This is a genomic window from Thiobacillus denitrificans DSM 12475 (assembly GCF_000376425.1).
GTDB lineage: Bacteria > Pseudomonadota > Gammaproteobacteria > Burkholderiales > Thiobacillaceae > Thiobacillus > Thiobacillus denitrificans.
Window position 1 is genome coordinate 98,167 of sequence record NZ_AQWL01000006.1, and the last position, 25,656, is coordinate 123,822.

Consider the following 25,656-nt stretch of genomic DNA (forward strand, 5'->3'; position numbering starts at 1 on the left):
ACTTATTTTTCCTTGAGCTTTTCCATGTGCTTCAGATCCAGCGAATCGAAGGTTTCGCGAATCTGGAAGAAGAAGATCGAGAGCACGAACACCCCCACCATCACGTCGAGCGCCACGCCCAGTTCCACCACCAGCGGCATGCCGTAGGTGGCGCTGGTGGCGGCGAAGAACAGGCTGTTTTCCATCGCCAGAAAGCCGATCACCTGGGGAATCGCCTTTTTGCGGGTGATCATCATGAGGAAGGCCAGCAGCACGCAGGCCAGCGCGATGCCCAGCGTCGAGCGCATCACCGTGCCGGACAGTTCCGAGATGGGCAGCGCCAGGTTGAACGCGAAGATCACCAGCACGATGCCGATCAGCATGGTGGTGGGGATGTTGATCATCGGCTCGACGTCGCGGTCGACGTCGAGTTTTTTCACGATGCGGTAGAAGTACCAGGGCATCGCGATCACCTTGAGCACCAGAGTGAGCGCTGCCGAGTAATACAGGTGATGCTGGTGGGTCGACCAGGCCACCAGCGCGGTGGACGCCGCCAGCGCCGCCCCCTGCCAGGCGAACAGGGTGATGAGCCCGGTGATGCGGCGCTGCGACAGCATGGCAAAGGAGATCAGCAGCAGAAGGGCTGCCAGCAGGTTGACGATCTGCAGGTGGTAGCTCAGCGTCATGTCAGACCTCCAGCAGGAAATGGATCAGCATGCCCAGCACCGCCAGCAGGAAAGCGGTACCCAGATATTCCGGCGCGCGGAACAGCCGCAGCTTGGCCGAGATGGCTTCGATGAATGCCAGGAAGGCGCCGCCCAGCATGAGCTTCAGCAGTATCGCGCCCACGGCCAGGGAGAACGCGCCGGCACTATCGCCCCGCGCCGCGATGCCCCACGGCAGGAACAACGCTATGCCGAGCGCCGAATAAGTGAACAGCTTCAAGGCGACGGCCCACTCGATCAGCGCCAGATGGCGGGCGGAATACTCCAGGATCATGGCCTCGTGGATCATGGTCAGTTCGAGGTGGGTGCTCGGGTTGTCGACCGGGATGCGCGCGTTTTCCGCCGTCGAGACCATCCAGAACGCCACCGCCGCGAAGGCCAGGCTGGGGTAGATCACGAATTCCTTGTGTGCCAGGGTTTCGACGATCACTGGCAGTTCGGTGGAGTGTGAAATCAGGCTGGCGGTGAAAAACACCATCAGCAGCGCCGGTTCGGCGAGGAAGGACACCAGCATCTCGCGGCGCGCGCCAAGGGTGCCGAACGAGGTGCCGATGTCCATCGCCGCCAGCGCCAGGAACACCCGCGCCAGCGCGAAGATGCCGACCAGGGCGATGACGTCGGCGGCGGGCGAGAACGGCAGGTCGTTGGCGATGGTCGGCACGATGCCGGCCGCGAGCGCCATGCAGGCGAAGATCATGTAGGGCGCGAAGCGGAACAGCGGCGAGGCGTTGTGGGCGATCACCGCGTCCTTGTGGAACAGCTTCTTCAGCGTGCGGTAGGGCTGGGTGATCGGTGGCGCGTTGCGCCCCTGCAGCCAGGCGCGGCACTGGTTGACCCAGCCCATCAACAGGGGCGCCAGCAGGATGGCCAGAAAGGTCTGGGCGAGTTGCAGAAGGATGCCGGTACTCATCGTGTGAAAACCAGAAGAAAGATCAGGGTGGCGAAGCTGTAGATCAGGTACCACTGGATGCGGCCATGCTGTAGTCGCCCGGCCTGCTCCGACAGCCAGCCGGTCACCCGTGCGATCGGTTCATAGAGAACGAACCAGAGCTTGTCCAGCGAGGCACCGCTGTAGCGCGGCTTGCGGTCGAAGGGATCGGGGGTTTCCCGCTCCACCCGCATGAAAACTTCGAAAATCTGCCGGATCGGCTGACCGAAGCCTTCGGCGCTGTCCTGCATGCGCGCATCCTGTTCCGGATAGCCGCAGTCCCACGGATCGCTGCGGCGCACCCGGCCGTGGTAGATGCGGCGTACCCACAGGATGGTCAGCAGCAGCACCGCCGCCACCACGGCGAAGAAGATCAGCGGCGCGTAGCTCGCGCGTTCCGCCGAGACCGGCGCCAGTATCAGCCAGTTGCCGTCGTTCACCAGCGTCTGCCCGGTCAGCAAGTACACCACCGGGGCGAGCCAGCCGATGACCTGGGCGGGGAACAGGCCCAGCAGCACGCAGCCGGCCGCCAGCCACAGCATGCCGAGGCGTTCCGGCCAGCCGGCCTCGTGCGCGTCATGCAGCGCTGGGTGGCGCGGCTGGCCGAGGAAGACGACGCCGTAGAACTTGACCATCACGTAGGCGGCGAGCGCCGCGGCCAGCGCCACGGTGGCCGCGGCCACCGGGATCACCATGTTGAGGTAGGGCTGGCTGAGCCCCGGAGTGAGCAGGAAGGCCTGCAACAGCAGCCATTCCGAGACGAAGCCGTTCAACGGCGGCAGGCCGGCGATGGCCAGCGCGCCGACCAGGGTCAGCCAGGCGGTCCACGGCATGAAGCGCATCAGGCCGCCCAGCTGGCCCATCTGGCGCGCGCCGGTGGCGTGCAGCACCGAGCCGGTGCCGACGAACAGCAGGCCCTTGAAGAAGGCGTGGTTGAGCGCGTGATAGAGCAGCGCGGTCAGCGTCAGCGCCGCCAGCGCACCCTTGCCGTCGGTGTAGAAAATCAGCGTGAGGCCGAACGCGGCGATGATCACGCCGATGTTCTCGATCGACGACCAGGCCAGCAGGCGCTTCATGTCCGACTGCACCGCGGCGAAGATCACGCCGTACAGCGCAGTGATCAAACCCAGCGCCAGCGCCAGTGTGCCCCACCAACCGATCTGCACATTGAGCAGATCGAAGGTCACCCGCAACAGGCCATAGATGGCAGTCTTCAGCATCACCCCCGACATCAGTGCGGACACCGGCGAAGGCGCGGCCGGGTGCGCCTCCGGCAGCCACACGTGCATCGGCACCAGCCCTGCCTTGGCGCCGAAACCGAACAGCGCCAGCAGGTAGGCGGCCGAGGCCCAGAGCGGGGTCATCTCGGCCACGCGCATGGTGTCGAAGGTGTAGTCGCCGTGCCCGCCCTGCAGTACGCCGAAGGTCAGCAGCAGCGCCACCGCGCCGATGTGCGCGATCAGAAGATAGAGAAAGCCGGCGCGGCGGATTTCGGGAATCTTGTGGTCGGTGGTGACGAGAAAATAGGACGACAGCGCCATCACTTCCCACGCCACCATGAAGGCGTAGGCATCGTCGGCCAGCAGCACCGTGACCATGCCCGCCAGGAACAGGTGGTACCACAGAGCCAGTAGCGCGAGCGGGCCCGCGGCCATGCTGCGGAAATAGCCGGAGGCATACACGCTGACGCCGAATGCCGCCCCGCCCAGGAGCACCATGAAAAAAGCGGACAGCGCGTCCAGCCGCAAATGGAAGGGCAGGTCGGGCAGGCCGATGGGCAGCACGGCCGTGGACACGGGCCCGGTCATCCCGGCCACGCCCACTCCCGCAATGGCGAGCGCGCCGAGCGCGCCGAGCGGGAACACCAGCCGGCTCAGCAGCTGCTGCGCATCTTGCAGCAGCAGGGCGGCAAACCCCAGCGCCAGCCAGAACAACACGACGCCCCAGGCCCATTGGACCGGATTGGAGAAAAGCATAGGAAGGGTTTCCATCATGTTTGTTGTAAGCCTACCGTGCCCGGGTTCCCGACTTGCCGCGCGAGCTGCCGGGCAGGGCGGTCGCCAGGTCGGCTTTCAGGAGGCGGCCGAAGCAGGGTTTCCGGCCAGCCGGGAAGCAATTCATCTGTTTCGGTTCCTGTGCGTGTGAAGGCGGGTTGTCGTCGGATCGGCTCTATCGTGCTGAAGGGATCAGGCAGAACAGATCGTCTGCTGCATTTTCGCCCAGCTGCTCGTAAATTGCAGTGATCGCCTGGTCTTCCGTGGCAAACAGATTGTTCTGGCCAATGACGTCGTACAGGCTGGTGGCGCGCATCACATCCAGTACCTGTCGTTTCAGGCCGCTGAACACCAGCGTGACACCGGTGCTGCGCAGGCGTTCGACCAGGTGATGGACGACTTCCTCGCCGGACGCGTCCAGCTGGTTGATGCCGTCGCCCACCACCAGTATGTATCTGGCGTCGGGATGGTTGGCCACGGCTTCCAGTACCGCGTCTTCGAAGTAGGCGACGTTGGCGAAGTAGAGCGAGCCGTCGAAGCGGATCGCCACCAGATGCTTGCTGGTGGGTAGATCGGGGTAGACCTTGAGGTCGCGCAGGGTGCCGTCGCTGTAGCGGCCGAGGATGGCGACGCGCGGCGACATCGTGCGGTACAGGTACAGGCCGAGCGCCAGACCCGCGCCCACCATGATGCCGTTGTCGAGATGCGGCGCAAACGCAAGGGTGGCGATAAAGGTCGCCACGGCGGCGATGCCGTCGTGCTTGCTGGCGTGCCAGGCGTGCTTGACCGCCTTGAGATTCACCAGCCCGATCACCGCCATGATGATGATGGCAGCCAGCACCGCCTGCGGCAGGTGGTACAGCAGCGGCGTCAGAAACAGTAGCGTCAGCAGCACGAACAGCGCGGTAATGACCGAGCTCATGCCGGTTTTGGCGCCTGCATTCATGTTGACCGCGGAGCGCGAGAATGAGCCCGACACCGGAAACGCCTGGGTCAGGCTGCCCACCACGTTGGAAAGCCCCTGGCCGATCAATTCCTGATTGGGGTCGAGGCGCTGCCGGGTCTTGGCGGCGATGGCCTTGGCAATGGAAATGGCTTCCATGAAGCCCACCAGCGAGATGACCAGCGCAGTGGACAGCAGCGAGCCGAGGGCGTCCAGATTGAAATCGGGCATCTTCACGCTGGGCAGCCCTTCGGGGATCGCGCCCACCACTTCGCCGCCGCCCACCAGCTTGAAGTCGCTTGCAGTGAGCTTGCGCAGCCGGTAGCGCGTATCGTCCAGCGCCACGTCCTGCGGCGCCCGGTCCAGTGCATAAATGGCGAGGGTCGCGCCGTCCGCATCCACGCTGCGCACGACTTGCAAATGTCGCAGCGCGGCTTTTTCCTTGTTGAAGGCATCTTCCGCGGCGCGGGCTTCAATGCGGGCCAGTTCCAGCTCGGCCGCCATCTGCACCGTGCGAACGCTTTCTTCGCCCGCCGTTTTCTGCATGGACTTGAGCGCAGCGGATTTTTCCACGATCAAGGTATTGAGATCGTCCACCCGCCTGGCGGCCGCCATGCTTTGCTGCACCACCGCCAGCAATGCTGGGTCGGCGATCTGCTCGGGCTTGCCGGCCGCGTTTCTTTCGAAGCCGATCGACCATGACAGCAGCGTCGTCACTACCACCGCGATCAGCACACCGGGCAGCTTCGGCTTGTATTTCCTGATGCTCCACATGATGGCGATCGCCAGCACGCCCATCGCCAGCGTCGGCAGGTGGGTGTCGCCGATCAGCCTGAACACGCCGACGATGTCGTTGATGAAGTGCTCGCTGCGCCCCATCGGCACGCCGAACAGCTTGGATACCTGCGACAGCCCGATGATCATCGCCGCCGCATTGGTAAAGCCGACGATGACCGGGTGCGACAGAAAGTTGACGATCACCCCCAGCTTGAACACGCCCAGCAGCAACTGCACGATGCCCACCAGCAGTGCCAGCATGATGGCCAGCGCGACAAACTGGTCCGACCCCGGCGTGGCGAGTACCGCCAGCGACGATGCGGTGAGCAGCGATACCACCGCCACCGGCCCGGTGGCGAGCTGATTCGAACTGCCCCACAGTGCCGCCACCGCCACCGGCAGGAACGCCGCATACAGGCCGAAATAGGCGGGCATCCCGGCCAGCTGCGCGTAGGCCATGGACTGCGGGATCAGCACCAGCGCCACGGTGATGCCCGCCAGGAAATCGGCCTTGAGGATGTCGCCCTTGAGGGGAAACCAGTGCAGGAACGGAAAGAATTTTTTCAGGGAAGCAGGCATGAGCGTGTTTTTTCTGTGGGCGGGGTTCAGTGCTTCTTGTCGTGCGCAGCGGCGGTCACCAGCGGACATTCCAGCCGTTTCCAGGGGTCGCTGGTGCGGTCCTGAGCCAGTGCCTCCCAGCCTTCGCGCGAGTCGATCACCAGCGCCGCGATATGTTCGTGGGCATTGGCATAGTCCACCAGATCGCGCCGCCGCAGGCTGGGTTTCACCGCCAGGCTGAACGGCAAACCGGCTTCGCGCAGTGTTGCCAGAAAGCCGTCCAGCTCGGGCGGCGGCGTCTTGCCGGCAGCAATGACCTGGATTTCAAGATCGGCTTCAAGGCGGCGGCAAAGTTCGAGTGCGGAAGTCAGCAAGCGTGGCTCCACATGGCCTTCGCGCACGGCGAGGAGGACGGTTCGTTGTTTGCCGGGATGCGTCATGGCCGAGCTTGAGTGATGGACAACCCGTTATAGCAGCATCCGTGCCAGTCCGGCGCTTTCATGCAAGGAATTGAATTAGCGCATGAAATTCCAGGCCGTGCGATTGCGTGCGGAAGCACGGGTGTTGCGTATCGAAATGGTTAAAGCGCATTCTTTCCGGGTAGAAAGGTTAAATTTTGGTTAAATCTTTGTTATTTATGCATTAATCTTAAAATTTTTCAGGATGTTGCAATGCGTGTATTTATATTGCATTTGGCAACATCAGATGGCATGCTGGCGCCATGCATTCGCTGCGCCGCAAGATCACGCTCGGCTATTACGCGCTGGCCACCCTGACCGTCGGCCTGTCTGTGTTCGCCTTTTTCGAGTTGCGGCTCATCGGCGACAAGGTCGTCGCGGGCGGCCACATTGCCGAATTCTTCGATGCCACCCTGGAAATCCGCCGCTTCGAGAAAAACATTTTTCTCTATCGGCAGGTGGAGGATCTGACCGAAAACCGGGCTTATATCCGGCAGGCACAGGCGCTGCTGCAGAATCACCGCGCAGCTTTCGTCAGCTTCGCCGGCGCGCGCCAAACCGATGCGTTGGCACGTTCTTTGAGACGTTACGCCGCGCGCATGGAGGCCTACACGGCAGGCGATCCGGTCCCGGCCGCCGATCTGGAAAACGAAATCCGCCAGATCGGCAAGACGATGGTCAGCGCGGCCGAGGCGATCGCCCGCGCTGAACGGACAGACTTGCAAGCCTCGCTGGCCCGGCATCGCCAGGTGCTGGCAGGCTCGATCGTGTTTCTGGCGCTGGCGGCGGTGGCGCTCGGGCTGCTGGTGTCGCGGCGCGTCGCGCGGCCGCTGCAGCGCCTGGAAGAGGACATGGCCGCGGTGGCCAGCGGCAGGCTGACCCGCCTGGAGCCGGTCTCGCCCGACCGCGAAATCGTTTCGCTTACCCGGGCCTTCAACCAGATGATGCGCGAACTGGAACTACGCCAGCAGCAACTGTTGCGCGCCGAGAAACTGGCCTCGCTCGGCACCCTGCTGTCAGGGGTGGCGCATGAACTCAACAATCCGCTGTCCAATATTTCGAGTTCCTGCCAGATCCTGCTGGAGGAGGGCGAGGCGACCGATCCCGTGCTGCGCGACGAACTGCTGGCGGAAATCGACGCGCAGACGCTGCGCGCACGCAACATCGTGCGCTCGTTGCTGGACTTCGCGCGCGACCGCGAAATCCGCCGCGAAGTCCTGCCGCTTGCGCCACTGATCGAGGAAACCCTGCGTTTCGTCAAGGGCCAGGTGCCCAGCCGCGTCGCCGTGACGGTCGATATTCCGGCGGATCTGTGCGTGACCGGCGACCGGCAGCGATTGCAGCAGGTGTTTCTCAACCTCATCCGCAACGCCCTTGAGGCGGTGGACGCCGCCGGCCATGTGGCGCTTGTCGCCCGGTCGCGTCCGGCAGTGCGCGCAGCGCCGGATGGCAAAAACCGGTTTACCTTCGGCCATTGCGCCAGCAGTGGCAAGGTGGCCGACATCGCGGTGCGCGACGACGGCCACGGCATCCCCGCCACCCTGCTGCCGCGCATCTTCGATCCCTTCCTCACCACCAAGGAAGTGGGCAAGGGGTCGGGACTGGGACTGTTCATTGCCTTCGAGATCGTCGAAGAACATGGCGGCTGCATTGCCGTGGAAAGCGAGCCCGGCACGGGAACGGTTTTCCATGTCTGCCTACCCGTGCAGGAAAACCCCTGCCCCCAAGGGGGCACCGAACAATCGGAGAACTCATGACCAGCGGCAAACTCCTGATCGTGGACGACGAAAAAGTCGCCATGAAAAACCTCGAGCACGTGATGAAAAAGGAGGGCTACGCGGTCACCGCCACCCAGAGCGGGAGCAACGCCCAGGCCCTGCTTGAAAAGCAGTCCTTTGACGTGGTGCTTACCGACCTGCGCATGGAGAAGGTGGACGGCATGCAGATACTCCGGCGCTGCCGCGAAAGCCACCCCGATACCGAAGTCATCCTGATCACCGGCTACGCCACCCTGGAATCCGCCGTCGAGGCGATGAAGCGCGGCGCCTTCTACTACATCGCCAAACCCTACCGTCTGGACGAGGTGCGCAAGGTGGTGGCCGAAGCGCTGGAGAAAATCCGCCTCAAGCGCGAAAACCGCAGCCTCAGGGAACAGGTGGAAAGCTACCAGGGCAAGGTGCGCATCCTCACCCAGGATCACCACATGCAACACCTGCTCGACATGGCGCGGCAGGTTGCGCCGACCGACTGCAACATCCTCATCACCGGCGAATCCGGCACCGGCAAGGAGCTGTTCGCCCGCTACCTGCACCATCACAGCCGGCGCGCGTCCGGTCCTTTCGTGGCGGTGAATTGCGGCGCATTCAACGAGGAGCTGCTGGCCAACGAGCTGTTCGGTCACGTCAAGGGCGCCTTTACCGGCGCCCACGCCGACAAGCAAGGGCTGCTGGAAGCGGCCAGCGGCGGCACGCTGTTTCTCGACGAGATCACCGAAATGTCGCCCGCCATGCAGGTCAAGTTGCTGCGCGTGATCCAGGAAAAGGAAGTGCTGCCCTTGGGTGCCACCCGGCCCATCGCGGTGGACGTGCGTTTCATCGCCGCCACCAATCGCGATGTGCAGGAAATGGTCAAGGCCGGCGGCTTCCGCCAGGATCTCTATTTCCGTCTCAACGTCGTCAACCTGCATATCCCCGCCTTGAGCGCCCGCAAGGAGGACGTGCCGCTGCTGGCCCAGCATTTCCTGCTCAAGCACGCCGCCCTGATGGGCAAGGATGTCGGCGAGCTTGCGCCCGACACCCTCGAACTGCTGCGCGCCTACGACTTTCCCGGCAACGTGCGCGAACTGGAAAACATCGTCGAGCGCGGCGTCGCGCTCTCCAATGGCCACCGCATCGAACCCGCCCAGCTGCCGGAAGACCTGCGCGAACTGTCGATCCGCACCTTCCGCAAAAAAGAGGGGCGCATCCCCAGCCTGGAAGAGCAGGAGCAGGACTACATCAACTGGGTGCTGCAAGAAGCCGGCGGCAACCAGACCCTTGCCGCGCAAATCCTCGGCATCGATCGTGTGTCCTTGTGGCGCAAGCTGAAACGGTACGAGGTGGAGAAAGGGTGATGCGGGCAGAACCGGCAGGCGGCCGCTTTCGTGCCATCTGCCTGCCTTAACGGGGCGGGAGCAGGAGGCCAATCAGGTCGACTCAGGCGCTTCCGGGCGTTTGTCGAACGGGGCAGGCGGGCGGCGGCAGGCAGTTTTCCGCGCCCGCTACCCGTTGCTCTTCCATTTCGTTCAGGGTAAGCGCGTACTCGTTGTTTTCGGGCGCGATCCGCTGGGCGCAGCGCGCCGCCATCCGGGCTGAACGGATGCATTGCTGCCTGGCCAAAGCGTAGGCAAGGTTGTTCCAGGCAGCGGCGGTGCCGGACTCGATGCGCAGGGCACGGCGGAATGCCTGTTCGGCTTGCCGGGCGTGGCCGAGGGCGTAATCGGCGTTGCCCAGCCCGAGCCAGGCGACGGGATTGTCCGGCCATCGTTCGGTCGACGCCTGGTAGGCAGTACGGGCTTCCTCATGCATGCCGAGGCTTTCGAGAGCGCTTGCGGTTTCCAGGTAGGGTGTGGCCTGGGGCCGTGCCGGAAAGGCGCCGGGGGCGAGCACGACTATGCCCCATCGTGCGGCGCGGTCCCAGGTGTTCAGAAACACGCGCAAGGGCGTGATGCGCCTTGGCGCGGTGCCCGAGCGCAGGATGAGTTCCTGCCGCTCCAGGTCGTAGCCGATTGCCACCGCATAGTGCCAGCGCGGCAGCCAGTCCAGCCCCAGATTTTGCAGGACCAGCACGGGATGGCCGGCTGCAATTTCTGTCAGCAGGGCATCCAGTGCGGGCTCGATCGCCAGTGCCAGCAATCCCTGCCGGCGCGTGGCCGCCACGATTTCCGCCTGCAGGCTGCCCTCGCGGGCGGGCAGGTAGACCTGGGGAACGAGCGCTTCGGGCGTGACGGCTTTGCCGCGCGCATTCAGCATCGTGGCCAGCGCGGCCGGCCCGCACTGGTAGCGTTCCTGGGGAAAGAAGGGGGTGGCGGCCAGTTCCACCCTGGCCGGGAGTTCGGCCAATCGCGTGTCCGGGATTGGTGTCCGATGGGCGCAGGCCGCAAGCAGGACACCCATGAATAGAACGCCCGCCAGAAGGCGGGCGCGGCAGGCATTCCTCATCGAAACGGACTTACTTGATGGGATGCACGAAGGGGAAGATGTCGGTTACGCCGATGGCGTCGGTGATGATGAAGACGATGAAGATCAGCACAACAACGCCCAGCACGTCGCCGCCGGCAGGCAGTTCAGTGATGTGCTGATTGATCCGGGCGACTTCGGCATCGGTCAGGTTCGCCACTCGGTTCCTGGCGTCTTGAACGTCGACCCCTAGGGCAGACAGCCGGTGCTGCAGGTCTTCCCGTTCCAGCAGGGATGCCAGCCGGTGACGATCCATCCTGCCCTGTTCGGCGGCCAGTACTTGGGCGGTGCCGACCATCCCGGCCTGGACCGGCGCAATCTGCGCGCCCAGAAACGAGGCGGCCAGCAACAGGGAAGCGAATTTCTTGATTGAGTGATGGAAACGCATGGGGCCTCCTTGGCGAATTGGGCTCGTGGATGGATGGTGCAGACCCTGCCCGCAAGGCAGGCACCTTGTTGCAACATAGCACAGTCCCCATCGTTGCAAGGCCGGCCGGCGGGAACAACCTGGTGAAAAACTACAGCTAGAACTCGTTGCGGATGCGCTTGTAGCCCTTCACCAGTTCGTGGTTGGCCTGTGCCACGCTTTCCGAGAAATCGCTGACATCCGCCGTCACCCGCTCGATTCCGGCCAGATCCGCATTGGAGCGGATGTTGGCGGTCGAGGGGATGTAGAAGCGCTGCGGCACCTCGCAGCCTTCGACCACCGAGTTGTGGCGGATCACCGAATGGCTGCCGACCACGCAGTTGAACAGCACCGAGTTGAAGCCGACAAACACATGGTCGCCGACCGTGCACGGCCCATGCACGATGGAACGGTGCGCAATCGAGGTGCCGCGCCCGATGTTGACCCCGCCCCCCGCCTTGCAGTGAATCACCACCCCGTCCTGAATATTCGAATCGGCGCCGATGACGATGGGCTCCATGTCGCCGTCGTCATCGACCTCGTCCGCGCGTATCACCGCATACGGGCCGATGAACACATTGGCTTCCACGACGATCTTGCCGCAGAGGATGGCGGTGGGGTCGACGAAGGCGGTCTCGTGTACCTGGGGGATGTCTCCGTTGGGATTGCGACGAATCATGCGTGGCCTCGATCGATGTGCGGGCCGGAAACCGGCTTGCCCTGAATCCGCGGCGTGCGGGCGGGCCGGCGGCTTCCGGTACGTCGTGTCAAAATGTTAGAATATTACATTTTTCAACACTAATGTTGCTGTAAGCAACTAGTCAGCGTTCGGGGCGGCATCATGTACGACAACAAATGGCTTGTACGGTTTTTTCCCTTTCTGGCCTGGTTTCCCGTCAATTCCATCGTCCTGCGCGGCGACATGATGGCCGGCATCACCGGCGCGCTGGTGCTGGTGCCGAAGGCGATGGCGTATGCTCAGCTGTCGGGGCTGCCGGTGTATTTCGGCCTGTATACGGCGTTCATCCCTGCGATCCTGGGAGCGTTGTGGGGATCTTCGCGGCAGCTGGCAACCGGCCCGGTGGCGATCGTGTCGCTGATGACGGCCGCGGCACTGGCGCCGCTGGCGATCCCGTTTTCCGAGGAGTACATCGGTCTCGCGCTGCTGCTGACGCTGATGGTCGGCGTCATCCAGTTCAGCCTGGGCGTGCTCAAGCTGGGCACCATCGTCAACTTCGTGTCGCATCCGGTGATTCTGGGCTTCATGAATGCGGCGGCCATCATCATCGCGCTCTCCCAGCTTGACCTGCTGCTGGGCATCCCCAAGGGCCGCAGCGATTCCTTCCTGGTGGATATCTGGGAAATGTTCACTTACCTGCCGCAGACCCATCTGCCCACGCTGGCGATGTCGGTGTTCGCGCTGGTGCTGATGCTGGGGATGAAGAAGATCCCGCTGCTGGCCAAGCCCAGCGTGCTGGTTGCGGTGGTGATCACCACCCTGGTCAGCTTTGCGGTCGGCTTTGCGCACAAGACCAGCGGCGCGCCCGACACGATCGCCGACCCCGCCGCGCGCGAACTGGTGGCGAGCTACGCCCAGGCGCAGGCGCGCATCGACGACATCAAGGCCGATGTCACGGCGAAAACGGCCGCATTGCGGGTGCTGGAAAAGACGAACGACGCCCGCGCCGCGGCCGACCTCAACTACCAGATCGACTTGCTGAATCTGGAGGCCTCCGGCTTCGAGCAGCAAAACAAGGAACGCCTGCAATACATCCGCAAGCTGGGTTTCGAGCGCGCCGACGCGCCTGAGGAGCAGTCGGCCATGCTGTATCTGCAAGGCGCCGTCCCCGACGGCGTGAAGACCGACGGCCAGCACTGGCACATCAAGAAAATCGAAAACGGCACGATGAACCTGACCGGCGGTGGCGACGTGGTCGGCAACATCCCGGCAGGCCTGCCGTCCTTCCGCGTGCCGGCGCTGTCGCTCGACGCCTTCATGCAGCTGTTTGCCGCCGCGCTGATCATTGCGCTGGTCGCTTTCATGGAAAGCATCTCGATGGCCAAGGCGTTGGCGGCAAAGACCAAGCAGCGACTCGATCCCAACCAGGAACTGATCGGCCAGGGCGTCGCCAACATGGGCGGCTCGTTCTTCCAGGCCTATCCGGCCACCGGTTCCTTCACCGGCTCGGTGATCAACCTGCAGGCGGGCGCGAAAACCGGCCTGGCCATGGTGTTCAACGGGGTGTTCGTCGCGATCACGCTGCTGTTTCTGACGCCCTTACTCTACCATCTGCCGAAGGCGACGCTGGGCGTCATCATCCTGCTGGCGGTCGCCGGCCTGCTCACCCCGGCCGCGATCAAGCATGCCTGGAAGGCCAGCAAGGCGGACGGCGCGGTGGCGATCGTCACCTTCTGCGTCACGCTGATCGCCGCCCCGCACCTGGACAAGGGCATCCTGATCGGCGCGGCGCTGGCGCTGGCGCTGTTCCTGTACCGCACCATGAAACCGCGCGTCGCCCAGCTCGGCCGCTACGCCGACGGCACCCTGCGCGACGTCAATGTGAACCCGGGCCTGCCCACCAGCGAGCATGTCGTCGCCATGCGCTTCGACGGCCAGCTGTACTTCGCCAACGTCTCCTACTTCGAGGACACCATCCTCGAAGCGGTGGCCGAACATCCCAAGGCCCGCTACGTGCTGGTGGTGGGCGACGGCATCAACAACCTGGATGCCACCGGCGAGGAGGTCATCCAGCACCTCAACGAGCGCCTGCATGGAAGCGGCATCACCCTGGTGTTCTCCGGCCTCAAGAAACAGGTGCTCGACGTGATGCGCAACACCGGCCTGTTCGACGAGATCGGCCAGCAGCACATTTTCGCCAACGAGGACCAGGCGCTGGCGGCCATCTACGAATGGCTGGGCGAGACGGGCAGGGACGATCTATTCTGTCCGGTCAGCAAGCCGCAGCAGGAACAGCCGTCGTCCCTGCCCGCGCTTGAGCCGGGCATCGCGCGTTAGAACTCGTTGCGGATGCGCTTGTAGCCCTTGACCAGCTCGTGGTTGGCCTGCGCCACGCTTTCTGAGAAATCGGCCGCATCGGGAGTGACGCGTTCGATGCGGGCCAGCTCCTCGTCCGAGTGGATATTGCAGGTGGAGGGAATGTAGAAGCCGTCGGGCACGCTACAGCCTTCGACCACCGAGTTGTGGCGCACCACCGAGCCTGCGCCCACCACGCAGTTGAACAGCACCGAATTGAAGCCGATGAAGACGCGGTCCCCCACCGCGCAGGGGCCATGTACGATGGAGCGGTGGGCGATCGACGTGTGTTCGCCGATCTCGACCCGGCCGCCTGCCTTGGAATGGATCACCACGCCATCCTGGATGTTCGAATGGGCGCCGATGACGATGGGTTCCATGTGGCCGTTGTCATCGACTTCGTCGGCACGGATCACCGCATAGGGGCCGATGAAGACATTCTCGCCGACGATGATGTGGCCGCAGAGGATGGCGGTAGGGTCGACGAAGGCGGTGTCGTGCACGACCGGCAGGTCGCCTCGGGGGTTGCGACGAATCAAGGTAAATCCTTCCTGTGGATGGGCTGAAAAGTGGCGGGCAGGCGGCCTGCTCAGGCATGCCCCTGCGCCGGAGGGAAGAAAAAACCGGCCAGGCGTGCAAAGGCGCCGGTGCGATCGACCCGCATCATCTGCGGGCCTTCATTGCCGGTCCGGGCCGGCAGCATGCGGCGTGTCCGTCCGTCGCACACGATCATATCGGGACGCCAGCTGCGGATCAGCGCGGACAGGGCGGCGCGCGGCTCACCCCATATCACGGTGGCTCGCGCCCGGCCCAGGCCGTGCCGCAACAGGTCGTGGTCAAGCCGCTTCTGCTCGGCCGGCGCGAGGCGGGCGGCGCGCTCGTCGGGCAGATTGCCGGCAGGCCCATCCAGATCGAAGCCGGATCGGGTGTCCAGCACGCTCACTACCAGCAGTTCGATCTCTCCGGCCGCGGCGATCTCGCCGGCCCGGCGCAGCAAGGCCGATCCGCTGTGACCGTGGGTGAATGGAACCAGGATGCGTTGATGGGTTTTCATGGCTGGACTCCTGCGGGAATGAAGGGATGCGGGTGGCTGGCCGGCTCGACCTGCGCCGGCATGCATTCGCGGAAAACGCGCGCGCTGCAGGTGCGGCAGACATCGCGGTTCAGGTGGCGGTAGATTTCGGCGATGGCATCGGTCTTGGAATCGAACAGGTTGGCGCCGCCGATTGCTTTCAGGGCGCCGTTTTCCGCCAGCTGTTCCCGCACCCTGTCCTTGGCGCCGATGAGGTAGAGCCCGCCGCCCGTGCGGCACCGCCGCTGCGCTTCGCTGGCAAGGGCTTCGGCGCCGGCCATGTCGATGAAGTTGATGCCGTGCGCGATGATGGCCACGTGCTTCTGTTCGGGCTGCGCCAGATCCTGGGCAGCCAGTTTTTCGCGCACGTGCGCGGTGGCACCGAAGAACAGCGAACCGTCGATGCGCACGAAGCGCAGCTGCGGACATTGCGGGGCGTGGGCGGCATCGGTGAACTTGCGTTTGCGGTTGTGCGGGTTGGGTGCGCGCACGTGCACCTGAGGCTTCGAGGTGCGCGCCAGATACAGCGAAAGCGACATCAGCACGCCGATGATGATGGCCTCTTCCAGCGTCAGGAACAGCGTCGCCGCGAAGGTGGCGGCCATGATGGCGAATTCGGAGCGATTGGTCTTTACCGTATGGGCGATTTCCTTGAAGTCGATCAGCCCCCAGGCCACCAGGAACAGAATGCCGGCCATGGCCGCGTTGGGCAGGAAACGTGCCCACGGCGCCACCAGCAGCACCACCAGCAGCAGGAAGAAGCCCGCCATCATCGCCGCCAGTGGCGTCTTGGCGCCGGCGGCGTAGTTCACCCCGCTGCGGTTGAAGGAGCCGGTGGCGACGTAGCCGGAAAAGAACGCGCCGGCAATGTTCGACATCCCCTGGCCGATGAATTCCTGGTTGCCATCGACGTGCTGGCCGGAGCGCGCCGCCAGCGCGCGGGCGATCGACACCGCCTCGGTCAGCGCCAGGAGCGTCACCGCCACCACGCCGGAAGCGACCGCGCGGATGCTTTCGCCGTCCAGCGCCGGCGCCGACAGTGGCGGCAGGCTCGCCGGCAGCGCACCCACCGTGGACAGCTGCATTCCCTGCCAGGCGCTCAACGCCGCGGCCGCAGCCGAACCGCCCAGCATCGCCACGATCATGTAGGGCCACTTCGGCAGAAACTGTTTCACCGCGATACCCAGCACCAGCGTCAACATGGCCACTGCCGTCACGCCGGGCTGCACCTGATCGAGCTGGCTGAACAGCGCACTCCAGGTGTCGCTGAAGGAGGATCCGCGCGCAATCTCGAGGCCGAAGAAATGCTTCACCTGGTTGGTGGCGATCAGGATCGCCGCCCCGGCGGTGAACCCGGTCACCACCGAATGCGAGATGAAATTGACTAGCGTGCCCATGCGTGCCAGCCCCATCACCAGCTGGATAATCCCCACCAGGAATGTCAGTGTCAGCGCCAGGCTCACGTACTGTGCCGATCCCGGCTCGGCATGCGGCGACAGCACCGAGAACAGCACGATCGAGGCCGCCGTGGTCGGCCCCGACACCAGGTGCCAGGAGGAACCGAACAGCGCCGCGATGATGGCCGGAATCATCCCGGCATACAGCCCGTATTCCGGCGGCATGCCCGCAATGGTGGCAAACGCCACGCCCTGCGGCAGCGCCACCAGCGCGCCGGTCAGCCCGGCCATCAAATCGTCGCGCAGGCTCTGCCGGTTGACGCGGTTGCGCCAGCGCAGGAAGGGCAGCAGACGCGGCCAGTCGAGGCGGAGGGGAGGGATGCCCAGGCGGGCAAGAGGAGTAGTCATCGCAGGAAAAGTCCGACCGTGAGAGTTGATCGGATCGTAGCGATAAGCGCGTTAACCGCGGGTTAAGCGGCGGGAAAGCCTTGGTTAAGCCGAGTGATGGCGTTGCCGGGCCGGGCGCCGCTGTTGTGAATTCGTGGTAGATGCCGATATTCCGTCGCCGCGCGCGCCGTCGACGCGCCCGCGTATCCCGGGCCGCCTTGTTTTGGTCATGTCGCGGGCGTGGCACGATCCATGCGTCGATGAGCGAACCATGAATTCATGGGACAACCGCAGGGACAAAAAATGAACGCAATCCGGCACATGATTCTGACTGCAAGCGCTGCTACCGCACTCGTCATGGCCCCGGCGGCCAGCGCGCTACCGCTTTCCATCACCAGCGGCACGTTCATGCCCGGCTCGGGGTATGGCGTGGATTCGCAGGAAAACGGCGCCACGCTGCTGGATGTGCGGTTTTCGACAAGCGACTTCGCCGTGCAGGACTTCAGCCTGGACAATATCGGGGACTATTTCACGTTCAAATTCGGCACCGTCGATTTCCGTGAAACGGACACGGGAAACGGTTCCAATGCCGGGATCCGGGCGCATGAAACGGACTATCTCGACGTGATGGCCCGCCTGATCTTTGCCGGCGGCCCGGGAATCGTTGCGGATATCGCCGCGGCCGGCACCGCGATTCCCGGGCTGATCGGCGACCCGGCGGCGGACTACCTGCTTGCCTGGGATCCGCTGACGGTGGATATCGGCCTGGGCGGCAAACTGGAAATCGCCTTCGCTCCCCTCAGTTTCAGCGGCAGCGGCCTGCAGGACCAGATGGCGACCGTTACGCTGCTGAGCCTGCCGGAGGCGTCCCACGGCCAGGCGGTTCCGGAACCCGCCACCCTGTCGCTGCTGGCTCTGGGCCTGCTCGGCTTCGCCGTGACGCGCGGCAAATCCTCGAAGACCTGAGACGGATGCGGGTTGGCCTCCGCTGCACTTACCGCGCGAACAGCACCGACACTGTCGTGCCCTGGTGCTCGCCGCTTTCCAGCCGCACCTGCCAGCCGTAGCGGTCGCAGATCTGTTTGACCAGCGACAGGCCGATGCCGGCGCCGGTGCTGGCCATGTCGCGGAAATGGCGCAGGAAGGCCTGGTCGATGGCGTCACCGGGGAGGCCGCGGCCGGTGTCGGAGATGACCAGGCTGTGGCTGTCCTGATGGATGGTGACGCTGCCGGCGTCGGTGTAGGAAAAGGCGTTGCGCACCAGGTTGCTGATGAGGATGTCGACCAGGCCGCAATCGGCGACGACGACGAGCTCGGGGTCGGTCTGCACGTCAACGGCCACCGGTTTGCTCGCCAGGATGTGGCGCTGCTTTTCCACCGCTTCCTCGACCACCGCTGCGATCCGGCAGCCGCCGCCGGGCTGGGCGTGATCTTCGCGCGCCATTAGCAGCAGGGCGGTGCCGAGTTCGGCCATGTCGCGCGCGGCGCGTTCGATGCGTTGCACGCGCGCTTTCTGCTTTTCGTTCAGCTTGTCGTCGTCCAGCAGAACTTCGGTGGCGCTGAGGATGACGGCCAGTGCCGTGCGCAGTTCGTGGCTCATGTCGGCGCCGAAGGCCCGCTCGCGTTCCATGAAGGCGCGCATGCGGCTCAACTGGCGGTCGAACACGCCGGCCAGTTCCTCGATTTCGCGATCGTGGAAATGTTCGGCCAGCGGCTGATCCCAGTCTTCCGGCCGGCGGTGGCGCACTCGCGCGGCCAGATCGGCCACCGGCGCGACGGCCGCGCCGGAAAGAAAGATGCCGAGCAAAGTGGAGAGCAGGGTCATGGCGACGGCGACGATGCTGAGCTGCTGGACAAAACGCTGCTCGCGCTTGAGCTTCAGGCTGATGTCGTAGAGCAGGTAATAGCGCGTGTTGTCGCGGTCCAGCACGGCGGCCCGGTAGAACAGGGTGCCGACGCGGACTTCGTGACGTCCTGGCGGTAGCCTCGCGAGGTAATCCGGCACGCCGTCCGCCTGATCCGCTTCCCGCACATAGCCCTGCAGGGTGACCGTTGCGGGCGGCAGGGAAAGGGGGTTGCGCCCGCGGCGGGCGATGTAGTCGTCGAGCTCGGCGCTCAAGGTTTCGTCCACCAGACGCACGCTCAGGTCGTGGGCGGACTGGTACACCATCACCGCCATCACCACGCTGAGCAGCGCGCCAAACGCCGCGAAATAGAGCGCGACGCGCGCGCGCAGGCTATGCAGGCGGAACATCCGGCGCCTTCAGCTGGTAGCCCACGCCGCGCACGGTATGCAGCAGCGGCGGCAGGTCGGGCGGGTCGATGGCCGCACGCAGGGTGTGCATGTGCACGCGCAGGGAATCGGAATCGGGTGGCGAGTCACCCCACGCCGCCTGTTCGATTTCACGCCGCCACACCACGTTGGGCGAGCGCTTCATCAGTTGCTCCAGAATGCGTAGCGGCAGCATCGGCAGGGTGAGGATGCGGCCGGCCCGCTGCACGACGCGGGTGCCGAGGTCGAACACCAGGTCGGCCACCTGCAGCCGGTTCAGCTGCTCGCCGCCCTGGGCGCGCCGCACCAGCGCGGCGAGCCGGAGTTCCAGTTCGCGCAGCTCGAACGGTTTGACCAGGTAATCGTCGGCGCCCTCGCCGAAGCCAGCGATCTTGTCGTCGAGCGTGGCGCGCGCGGTCAGCATCAGCACCGGCGTCGCCGATTGCGCATCCTGGCGCAGGCGGCGGCACAGGGTGAGGCCGTCGATACCGGGCAGCATCAGGTCGAGCACGATGACGTCGTGCGGCTGGGTGACCGCCAGATGCAGGCCGGTCACGCCATCCTGGGCCACGTCCACCTGATGGCCATGGCCTTCCAGAAAGTCGGCAATATTCGCCGCCAGGTCCGCGTTGTCCTCCACGATCAGGACGGAAAAAACGGCGGAGTCGTTCATGGCGGGCAATGAGGAGTAGGGGCGGGCATGGGATATTTCAGCATTGCGCCGGCGTCCAGCCGAGCCCGGATCGGGCGCATTGCGCGACAGCGCGCTGCCCTCATTGCGGGCGGGGACGGCGTGTCAGCGGCAGAATGTGCGCGTCCTGTCGGGGCGGATCGCGATCGGCAAGCAACTGCAGGGCCTGGTGGAATTCGCCCGGGAGCCGTTTCATGGTTTCGGCTGCCTGCGGCAGGTAGTAGACGATCTCGAACGGCACGCGCTCATCCAGCGCGGTACGCGCCTGCGGGCGAAAATGCTGCCATGCCAGCTCGACCCAGGCCTTGTTCTGGCTATCGACGAATATGTATTCCTCGGTATCGAGCACGGCCATGTATTGCAGATTGCGGATGGGTACAAACAGGCATTTTCCGGCGCGTGCCAGCAGGGTATGCGCGAGATTGTAGGTAGCGGCGGGCAGGAACCCCGGCACGCGTGCGATTTCCTGTTCACGATAGAAGCGTTCTTCCATGTTGCAACGGTAGCATTCCAGGCGCGTCCAGGGAAGTTTTTCATCCGGAACCGGGTGCCGGCGAAGCCGGCGTGCCGATCCGCCGCGTAACGCGGCAAAATAGCTGTTTCAACCTGTTGCGGCGCATGGACATGACCTCAAGCATTTTCGACACCCACCTGGAGCACTTCGATCGCGACGTGATCGAGGCCTCGCACACCGTGCCCGTCCTGGTCGATTTCTGGGCCGACTGGTGCCCGCCCTGCCGCGCGCTGACGCCGGTGCTGGAGCGCGTCATTGCGCAGCATGCCGGCAGGCTCCACATGGCCAAGGTCGAGGTCGACGAAGGCGCCAACATGAAGCTTGCGGGCCGCTACGGCCTGCGCGGCTTTCCCACCGTGCTGCTGTTCGTCAAGGGTGAAATCGTCGGGCGCTTTTCCAGCGCCAGGCCGGAACACTGGGTGCGCGAGTTCATCGCCGAGCACACCGATATTGAATGAATTCCTGCTGGTGCTCGACACCAATGTGGTGCTCGACCTGCTGCATTTCGACGACGCCACCGCCCGGCCGCTAAGGCTCGCGCTGGAAAATGGACGCGTGCGCTGCGTGGTGGCCGCCGCCACCCTGGACGAGTTGCGGCGGGTGCTGGCGTATCCGGAGTTTGGCCTGGACGCGGCGCGGCAGGCAGCGCTGTTCGCGCGCTATCAAACCCTGTCGGTTGTCGCCGACGCGGCGGCGGCCGTGCCTGGACGGCCCCGCAAGGGGGCTCCGATCCACGACGGGCTCTTGTACCCTTCAGAACGGAAGCCCGTGTGGGATCGTATGCCGCGTTGCAGCGACCCCGACGATCAGAAATTCATCGAGCTGGCCGCTGCGGCTCAAGCACAGGCGCTGGTCAGCAAGGATCGCGCGGTGCTGAAGCTGCGCCGCCGCTGCGCGCCGTGGTTCCGGGTGCTGAGTCCGGCCGAGGCCGTGCGCTGGCTGGACGAGACGCCGGCCTGAGAGCTTCGGGCCTTCAGGCCGCGTCCTGCGGCTGGAACCTGCGCCGTGCCGCCTCGCTCACCGCCAGCACCGCCGGGTGGCTCAGTCGCCGCTCCACCGAAATGGCGAAAAAGCGTTCGCGGATCTCCAGCGTCTGCCCCAGTTCGATCACCTCGTACTGCCGCATCACCTCCGGCGCCGTGGTCAGCGGCACCGGGAACACCCCCGCGCCCGCCTGGCCGAAAGCGCTCATCAACGCGTTGTCGTCGAACTCGCCGACGACGCTGGGCTGGATGCCGCGCCGTTCCAGCCAGCGCAGCAGCGGCGCACGCAGCGCGCTGTCCTCGCCTGGAATCAGCAGCGGCGCGCCGTGGAGATGGGCCGGAAAGTCCGGCCCCAGGGCGCCGGCAATCGCGCGCGCGGCCAGAAAGGCGATGCCGCATTCGCCGAGGGGGTGGCTGTAGCCCTTGATGTCCATGCTCGACGGCAGCTGCCGGTCGGCCAGCACCATGTCGAGGCGGTGGATCGACAGTTCGGCGGCCAGCTGTTCCAGCCGGCCCTCCTTGCATACCAGCTTGACCGGTTCGGCCAGGGTGAGCGCGGGGGCCAGCAGCTGGTAAGCGATCACCTTGGGCACGACGTCGGCGATGCCGACGCGGAACGGATGGACGCGTGCGGTGGTGCGATTTTGCAGGGCCTCCTCGAGTTCGGCGCCGACGTGGAAAATTTCATCGGCGTAGGCCAGGGCGGTGCGCCCGGCGTCGGTCAGTTCGAGCCGGCGCCCGCTGCGGCGGAACAATGCCACCCCCAGGCGTTGTTCGAGCACGCCGATCTGGCCGGACAGCGTCTGCGGCGTCAAGTGCAGCTTCTCGGCAGCGCGGTTGATGGCGCCGGTTTTTGCGACGGTGCGGAAGTAGTGCAGATGTCGGTAATTGAGCATGGTGCGGAATCTATTCGGTAAAATCGAACAATAGCAGTAGAAAAATCGAATTTTATTGTTCGTATTCCGTCTATATTCTGTCGAGTGTCCGCAACAATGCGGGATCGCCGCGCCGGTGCCGGCAACCCGCGCGCGGCGGGGCTTAACTGGAGAACACCATGAAGCGTATCGTTTTATTCCTGGCCACTAACCTGGCCATCGTGCTGGTGCTGTCGTTCACCATGCGCATCCTGGGCGTCGAGCCCTATCTCACCGCGAACGGGCTGAACCTTGGCTCGCTGCTGATCTTCGCCGCGGTGATGGGCTTTGGCGGCTCACTCATTTCACTCGCCATTTCGAAGTGGATGGCAAAGAAATCGATGGGCGTGCGGGTGATCGAGACGCCGTCGAATTCGACCGAGTTCTGGCTGGTCGAGACCGTGAAAAAATACGCGGCCGACGCCGGGATCGGCATGCCCGAAGTCGGGATTTTCGATTCGCCCGAGGTCAACGCCTTCGCCACCGGCATGAACAAGAACAATGCACTGGTCGCCGTGTCTGCGGGGCTGCTTAATACCATGACGCGGCCTGAAGCCGAAGCGGTGATCGGTCACGAAGTCGCCCACGTCGCCAACGGCGACATGGTGACGCTGGCGCTGATCCAGGGGGTAGTGAACACCTTCGTCATGTTCCTGTCGCGCGTCATCGGCCATACCGTCGACCGCGTGGTGTTCAAGAACGAGGAAGGCCACGGTCCGGCGTTCTTCGTCACCATGATCGTGGCGGAACTGGTGCTCGGCATCCTTGCGTCGATCATCGTCATGTGGTTCTCGCGCCAGCGCGAATTCCGCGCCGACCGCGGCGGCGCCTCGCTTGCCGGCAAGGGCGCGATGATCGCCGCGCTGGAGCGCCTGAACAGCCTGCACCCGCACCCGCTGCCTGACAAGATGGCGGCGTTCGGCATCGCCGGCGGCAGCCCGCAGGGCTGGAAGCGCCTGTTCATGACGCATCCGCCGCTAGAAGAGCGCATCGCCGCGCTGCGCGCGGTGCAGTAACGCGGTCGAGGCCGGGGCGGGCGCATGGGCGCCGCATTGCATGTCGGCGAGCCGTGGATGTGGGCGGCGTTCGTCGGCTTCGTGCTGGCGATGCTCGCCGTCGACCTGTTCCTGGCCGGCGGCAACAAGGCGCACAAGGTCGGCTTCGGGGAAGCGGCGGCCTGGTCGTTCGTCTGGTTTGCGCTCGCCATGCTGTTCAACTTCGTCCTGTGGTGGCATCTCAGGGCGGCGTATGGCGTCGAGGTGGCCGACGTCAAGGCGCTGGAATTCCTGACCGGCTACCTGATCGAGAAATCGCTCGCGGTCGACAATATCTTCGTCTTCCTGATGATCTTCGGCTTCTTCGCCGTGCCGGCGGAATACCAGCGGCGCGTGCTGATCTACGGCGTGATCGGCGCGATCGTGCTGCGCGCCGCCATGATCCTGGCGGGTGCCTGGCTGGTGCAGGAGTTCCACTGGATCCTCTATCTGTTCGGCGCTTTTCTCGTCGTCACCGGCATCAAGATGCTGACGTTCGCCGAAGCGGTGCAGGATCTGAACAGGAATCCGCTGCTCGGCTGGATCAAACGCCGCTTGCCGCTGACGCCGGATTATCGCGGCGAGAAATTCTGGGTGATGGAAAACGGCGTGCGCGTCTTCACCCCGCTGTTCCTGGTGCTCGTCATGATCGAACTGTCCGACCTGATTTTCGCGGTCGACTCGATCCCGGCGATTTTCGCCATTACCACCGATCCCTTCATCGTCTTTACGTCCAACATTTTCGCCATCCTCGGTCTGCGTGCGATGTACTTCATGCTGGCCGGCATGGCCGAGCGCTTTCATTTGCTGAAATACGGCCTGGCCATCGTGTTGTTGTTCGTGGGGATGAAGATGCTGATCGTCGACTTCTACAAAATCCCGGTAGGCTTGTCGCTCGGCATCGTCGGACTCATCATCGCCGGCTTTGTATTTGCCAGCCTGTGGGCGACGCGGAAACAAGCCACACCAGACTGAAGTCGGCGACACATGCCAGGTGCGGCGGACCAATCCGTCGTCCCGTTCCCAGGAGTTGAACCCCAGCCGGAGGGCATAGATGCCGATCAAAATCGATTCCCCACTCGCACGCCGCATTGCGGCTTTCATCTTCCTGTTCTTCATTTTCGGGCTCACCTTCTGGGTGCTGTCGCCGTTTTTCGCCTCGCTGGCGTGGGCGGGAGTCCTTGCTTATGTCACCTGGCCGCTCTATCAGCGCGTGTGTCGCCGCCTGCCGGGGCGCGACAACCTGGCGGCGTTTCTGATGACACTGGGCGTGGTTGCGACGCTGCTGCTGCCGCTGCTGTGGGTGATGTTCGTTCTGGTGATGGATGTGGCGGCGGCTTCGGCGACCCTCAAGCAACTTGCCATCCACGGCCTGCCGCCGCTGCCTGCAGGCGTGCGTGCCTGGCCGGGTGGAGAATGGATCGTGGCGCAGTATCAGCGCGTGCAGGCCGACCCGACCTGGGTGCGCGCGCAGGTCGACGCGCTGGGGCTGACCGATACGGCGCAGTTGAAAGCGCTGGCGGGCGGTGTCGGGCGCAACGCGGCGAAATTCGGCCTGGCGGTGTTTGCGCTGTTCTTTCTGTACCGTCACGGCGCCAGCGTGCTGATCCAGTTTCGCCGGGTGGCCACGCGCTGGCTGGGCGAGGCGGCGCGCGGCTACATCCAGGCGGTGGGGGTGACCGTGCGCGCCGTGGTGTTCGGCATCGTGCTCACTGCGCTGGCGCAGGGTGTGCTAGCCGGGCTGGGCTACTGGGTCGCCGGGATCGACGCGCCCGCACTGTGGGGGGTGATCACCGCCCTGGTGTCGCTGATTCCTTTCGTCGGTCCGGTGGTGTGGATCAGCCTGTCGCTGGGCCTGCTGGCGCACGGCGAAACCCAGGCAGCGCTGGGTCTGTTCCTGTGGGGGGCGCTGGTGGTGAGCTGGATCGACAACCTGATTCGCCCGCTCGTCATCAGCGGGCCGACGCGGATTCCGTTCCTGCTGGTATTTCTGGGCGTACTCGGCGGTCTCAATGCGTTCGGCCTGATCGGCCTGTTTCTGGGGCCGGTGCTGCTCGCGGTGTCGGTGGCCATCTGGCGCGAATGGCTGGTGCATGCGCGTTCGGCCTGAGGCTGGCGCGAATCGGGTGTTATCGGGACGGCCGGCTGATGTTTGAATCCGGCAGTGTCGTTTCACACCGCCCCGCGCAGTCCGGGCAAGCTGAACCTCAATGCCGCTTCAGGCCGAATCAATAATGCGCCCCGGATGGTATCCTTGCGCCTCGCCCGTCGGAGGCAGCTAATCCCCCAGAGGCCGCGCATTCCCGCGTTCGGCACGCAACACCGAACGGCATGGGCGCCCGTTGCCGCCATGCACGCTTCCGGCACGACAAA

At 64.6% G+C, this 25,656-nt stretch carries 24 protein-coding genes; 9 read left to right on the forward strand and 15 right to left on the reverse strand.

The window, feature by feature from the left end:
* Window positions 1–2: 2 nt before the first annotated feature.
* The 5 genes from B059_RS0111275 to B059_RS0111300 all read right to left on the reverse strand — a co-directional run bounded on the left by B059_RS0111275 (window position 3) and on the right by B059_RS0111300 (window position 6,278).
* Entirely contained in the window at window positions 3–665 is a 663-nt protein-coding gene (locus B059_RS0111275; protein ID WP_018078361.1) for a formate hydrogenlyase, read from the reverse strand.
* A gap of 1 nt (window position 666) precedes the next feature.
* Window positions 667–1,614, reverse strand: a complete 948-nt coding sequence (locus tag B059_RS0111280) for a respiratory chain complex I subunit 1 family protein (RefSeq protein WP_018078362.1) — start codon at window positions 1,612–1,614, stop codon at window positions 667–669.
* Complete coding sequence (gene hyfB, locus B059_RS0111285; protein WP_018078363.1) at window positions 1,611–3,608, reverse strand: hydrogenase 4 subunit B; 1,998 nt, start codon at window positions 3,606–3,608, stop codon at window positions 1,611–1,613. Before hyfB ends, B059_RS0111280 begins: the two co-directional genes overlap by 4 nt.
* 193 nt (window positions 3,609–3,801) lie before the next feature.
* Window positions 3,802–5,925 (reverse strand): SulP family inorganic anion transporter, encoded by a 2,124-nt coding sequence (locus tag B059_RS0111295; protein ID WP_018078365.1) that lies wholly within the window; start codon window positions 5,923–5,925, stop codon window positions 3,802–3,804.
* A 26-nt stretch (window positions 5,926–5,951) separates the two neighbouring features.
* A complete protein-coding gene (locus tag B059_RS0111300) occupies window positions 5,952–6,278 on the reverse strand; it encodes a hypothetical protein (RefSeq protein ID WP_211206904.1) in 327 nt (108 codons plus the stop codon).
* Window positions 6,279–6,625: 347 nt separating this feature from the next.
* On the opposite strand from B059_RS0111300, the gene B059_RS0111305 reads away from it, so the two are divergent.
* Both B059_RS0111305 and B059_RS0111310 read left to right on the forward strand, forming a co-directional pair.
* A complete protein-coding gene (locus B059_RS0111305; RefSeq protein ID WP_018078367.1) occupies window positions 6,626–8,119 on the forward strand; it encodes a sensor histidine kinase in 1,494 nt (497 codons plus the stop codon).
* Complete coding sequence (locus B059_RS0111310; RefSeq protein ID WP_018078368.1) at window positions 8,116–9,474, forward strand: sigma-54-dependent transcriptional regulator; 1,359 nt, start codon at window positions 8,116–8,118, stop codon at window positions 9,472–9,474. The genes B059_RS0111305 and B059_RS0111310 overlap by 4 nt, the downstream gene beginning before the upstream one ends.
* Before the next feature lie 82 nt (window positions 9,475–9,556).
* On the opposite strand, the gene B059_RS18970 is transcribed toward B059_RS0111310, so the two are convergent.
* The 3 genes from B059_RS18970 to B059_RS0111325 form a co-directional block, all read right to left on the reverse strand.
* A complete protein-coding gene (locus B059_RS18970; protein ID WP_018078369.1) occupies window positions 9,557–10,462 on the reverse strand; it encodes a PA2778 family cysteine peptidase in 906 nt (301 codons plus the stop codon).
* 109 nt (window positions 10,463–10,571) lie between these two features.
* The gene (locus tag B059_RS0111320; RefSeq protein WP_018078370.1) at window positions 10,572–10,967 is read right to left on the reverse strand and encodes a DUF6627 family protein; all 396 of its coding nucleotides are present in this window, start codon (window positions 10,965–10,967) and stop codon (window positions 10,572–10,574) included.
* A 136-nt stretch (window positions 10,968–11,103) separates the two neighbouring features.
* On the reverse strand, window positions 11,104–11,664 hold the full coding sequence (locus B059_RS0111325; protein WP_018078371.1) for an LbetaH domain-containing protein: 561 nt from the start codon (window positions 11,662–11,664) through the stop codon (window positions 11,104–11,106).
* A gap of 162 nt (window positions 11,665–11,826) precedes the next feature.
* On the opposite strand from B059_RS0111325, the gene B059_RS0111330 reads away from it, so the two are divergent.
* The gene (locus tag B059_RS0111330) at window positions 11,827–14,001 is read left to right on the forward strand and encodes a SulP family inorganic anion transporter (RefSeq protein WP_018078372.1); all 2,175 of its coding nucleotides are present in this window, start codon (window positions 11,827–11,829) and stop codon (window positions 13,999–14,001) included.
* Here the strand turns inward: B059_RS0111330 and B059_RS0111335 are convergent.
* The 3 genes from B059_RS0111335 to B059_RS0111345 are packed head-to-tail and all read right to left on the reverse strand — an operon-like array spanning window position 13,998 to window position 16,896.
* Complete coding sequence (locus B059_RS0111335; RefSeq protein ID WP_018078373.1) at window positions 13,998–14,558, reverse strand: LbetaH domain-containing protein; 561 nt, start codon at window positions 14,556–14,558, stop codon at window positions 13,998–14,000. The genes B059_RS0111330 and B059_RS0111335 overlap by 4 nt on opposite strands.
* A 50-nt stretch (window positions 14,559–14,608) precedes the next feature.
* Window positions 14,609–15,073 carry a universal stress protein gene (locus tag B059_RS0111340; protein WP_018078374.1) on the reverse strand — a complete coding sequence of 155 codons (465 nt, stop codon included), beginning with the start codon at window positions 15,071–15,073 and terminating at the stop codon, window positions 14,609–14,611.
* Window positions 15,070–16,896 carry a SulP family inorganic anion transporter gene (locus B059_RS0111345; RefSeq protein WP_018078375.1) on the reverse strand — a complete coding sequence of 609 codons (1,827 nt, stop codon included), beginning with the start codon at window positions 16,894–16,896 and terminating at the stop codon, window positions 15,070–15,072. Before B059_RS0111345 ends, B059_RS0111340 begins: the two co-directional genes overlap by 4 nt.
* Before the next feature lie 282 nt (window positions 16,897–17,178).
* Here B059_RS0111345 and B059_RS0111350 point away from each other — a divergent pair, with 282 nt between their 5' ends.
* The gene (locus tag B059_RS0111350) at window positions 17,179–17,841 is read left to right on the forward strand and encodes a PEP-CTERM sorting domain-containing protein (RefSeq protein ID WP_018078376.1); all 663 of its coding nucleotides are present in this window, start codon (window positions 17,179–17,181) and stop codon (window positions 17,839–17,841) included.
* 28 nt (window positions 17,842–17,869) lie between these two features.
* Here B059_RS0111350 and B059_RS0111355 read toward each other — a convergent pair whose 3' ends face one another.
* The 3 genes from B059_RS0111355 to B059_RS0111365 all read right to left on the reverse strand — a co-directional run bounded on the left by B059_RS0111355 (window position 17,870) and on the right by B059_RS0111365 (window position 20,331).
* Window positions 17,870–19,129: a sensor histidine kinase gene (locus tag B059_RS0111355; RefSeq protein ID WP_018078377.1), complete on the reverse strand. Its 1,260-nt coding sequence runs from the start codon at window positions 19,127–19,129 to the stop codon at window positions 17,870–17,872.
* Window positions 19,113–19,820, reverse strand: coding sequence for a response regulator transcription factor (locus B059_RS0111360; protein ID WP_018078378.1), 708 nt, complete (start codon window positions 19,818–19,820; stop codon window positions 19,113–19,115). Before B059_RS0111360 ends, B059_RS0111355 begins: the two co-directional genes overlap by 17 nt.
* A gap of 100 nt (window positions 19,821–19,920) precedes the next feature.
* Window positions 19,921–20,331 (reverse strand): hypothetical protein, encoded by a 411-nt coding sequence (locus B059_RS0111365; protein WP_018078379.1) that lies wholly within the window; start codon window positions 20,329–20,331, stop codon window positions 19,921–19,923.
* A gap of 131 nt (window positions 20,332–20,462) precedes the next feature.
* Here B059_RS0111365 and B059_RS0111370 point away from each other — a divergent pair, with 131 nt between their 5' ends.
* Together B059_RS0111370 and B059_RS0111375 are read left to right on the forward strand one after the other, a co-directional pair.
* Window positions 20,463–20,810, forward strand: a complete 348-nt coding sequence (locus B059_RS0111370; RefSeq protein WP_157273683.1) for a thioredoxin family protein — start codon at window positions 20,463–20,465, stop codon at window positions 20,808–20,810.
* Window positions 20,803–21,312 (forward strand): PIN domain-containing protein, encoded by a 510-nt coding sequence (locus tag B059_RS0111375; protein ID WP_018078381.1) that lies wholly within the window; start codon window positions 20,803–20,805, stop codon window positions 21,310–21,312. Before B059_RS0111370 ends, B059_RS0111375 begins: the two co-directional genes overlap by 8 nt.
* A gap of 13 nt (window positions 21,313–21,325) precedes the next feature.
* Here the strand turns inward: B059_RS0111375 and nhaR are convergent, their stop codons facing one another.
* Window positions 21,326–22,231, reverse strand: a complete 906-nt coding sequence (gene nhaR, locus B059_RS0111380; RefSeq protein WP_018078382.1) for a transcriptional activator NhaR — start codon at window positions 22,229–22,231, stop codon at window positions 21,326–21,328.
* A 158-nt stretch (window positions 22,232–22,389) separates the two neighbouring features.
* Here nhaR and htpX point away from each other — a divergent pair, with 158 nt between their 5' ends.
* The 3 genes from htpX to B059_RS0111395 all read left to right on the forward strand — a co-directional run bounded on the left by htpX (window position 22,390) and on the right by B059_RS0111395 (window position 25,393).
* Window positions 22,390–23,265: a protease HtpX gene (gene htpX, locus B059_RS0111385; RefSeq protein ID WP_018078383.1), complete on the forward strand. Its 876-nt coding sequence runs from the start codon at window positions 22,390–22,392 to the stop codon at window positions 23,263–23,265.
* 24 nt (window positions 23,266–23,289) lie between these two features.
* Window positions 23,290–24,258 carry a TerC family protein gene (locus B059_RS0111390; protein WP_018078384.1) on the forward strand — a complete coding sequence of 323 codons (969 nt, stop codon included), beginning with the start codon at window positions 23,290–23,292 and terminating at the stop codon, window positions 24,256–24,258.
* Window positions 24,259–24,337: 79 nt separating this feature from the next.
* Window positions 24,338–25,393, forward strand: coding sequence for an AI-2E family transporter (locus tag B059_RS0111395; protein WP_018078385.1), 1,056 nt, complete (start codon window positions 24,338–24,340; stop codon window positions 25,391–25,393).
* The last annotated feature ends 263 nt before the right edge of the window (window positions 25,394–25,656 follow it).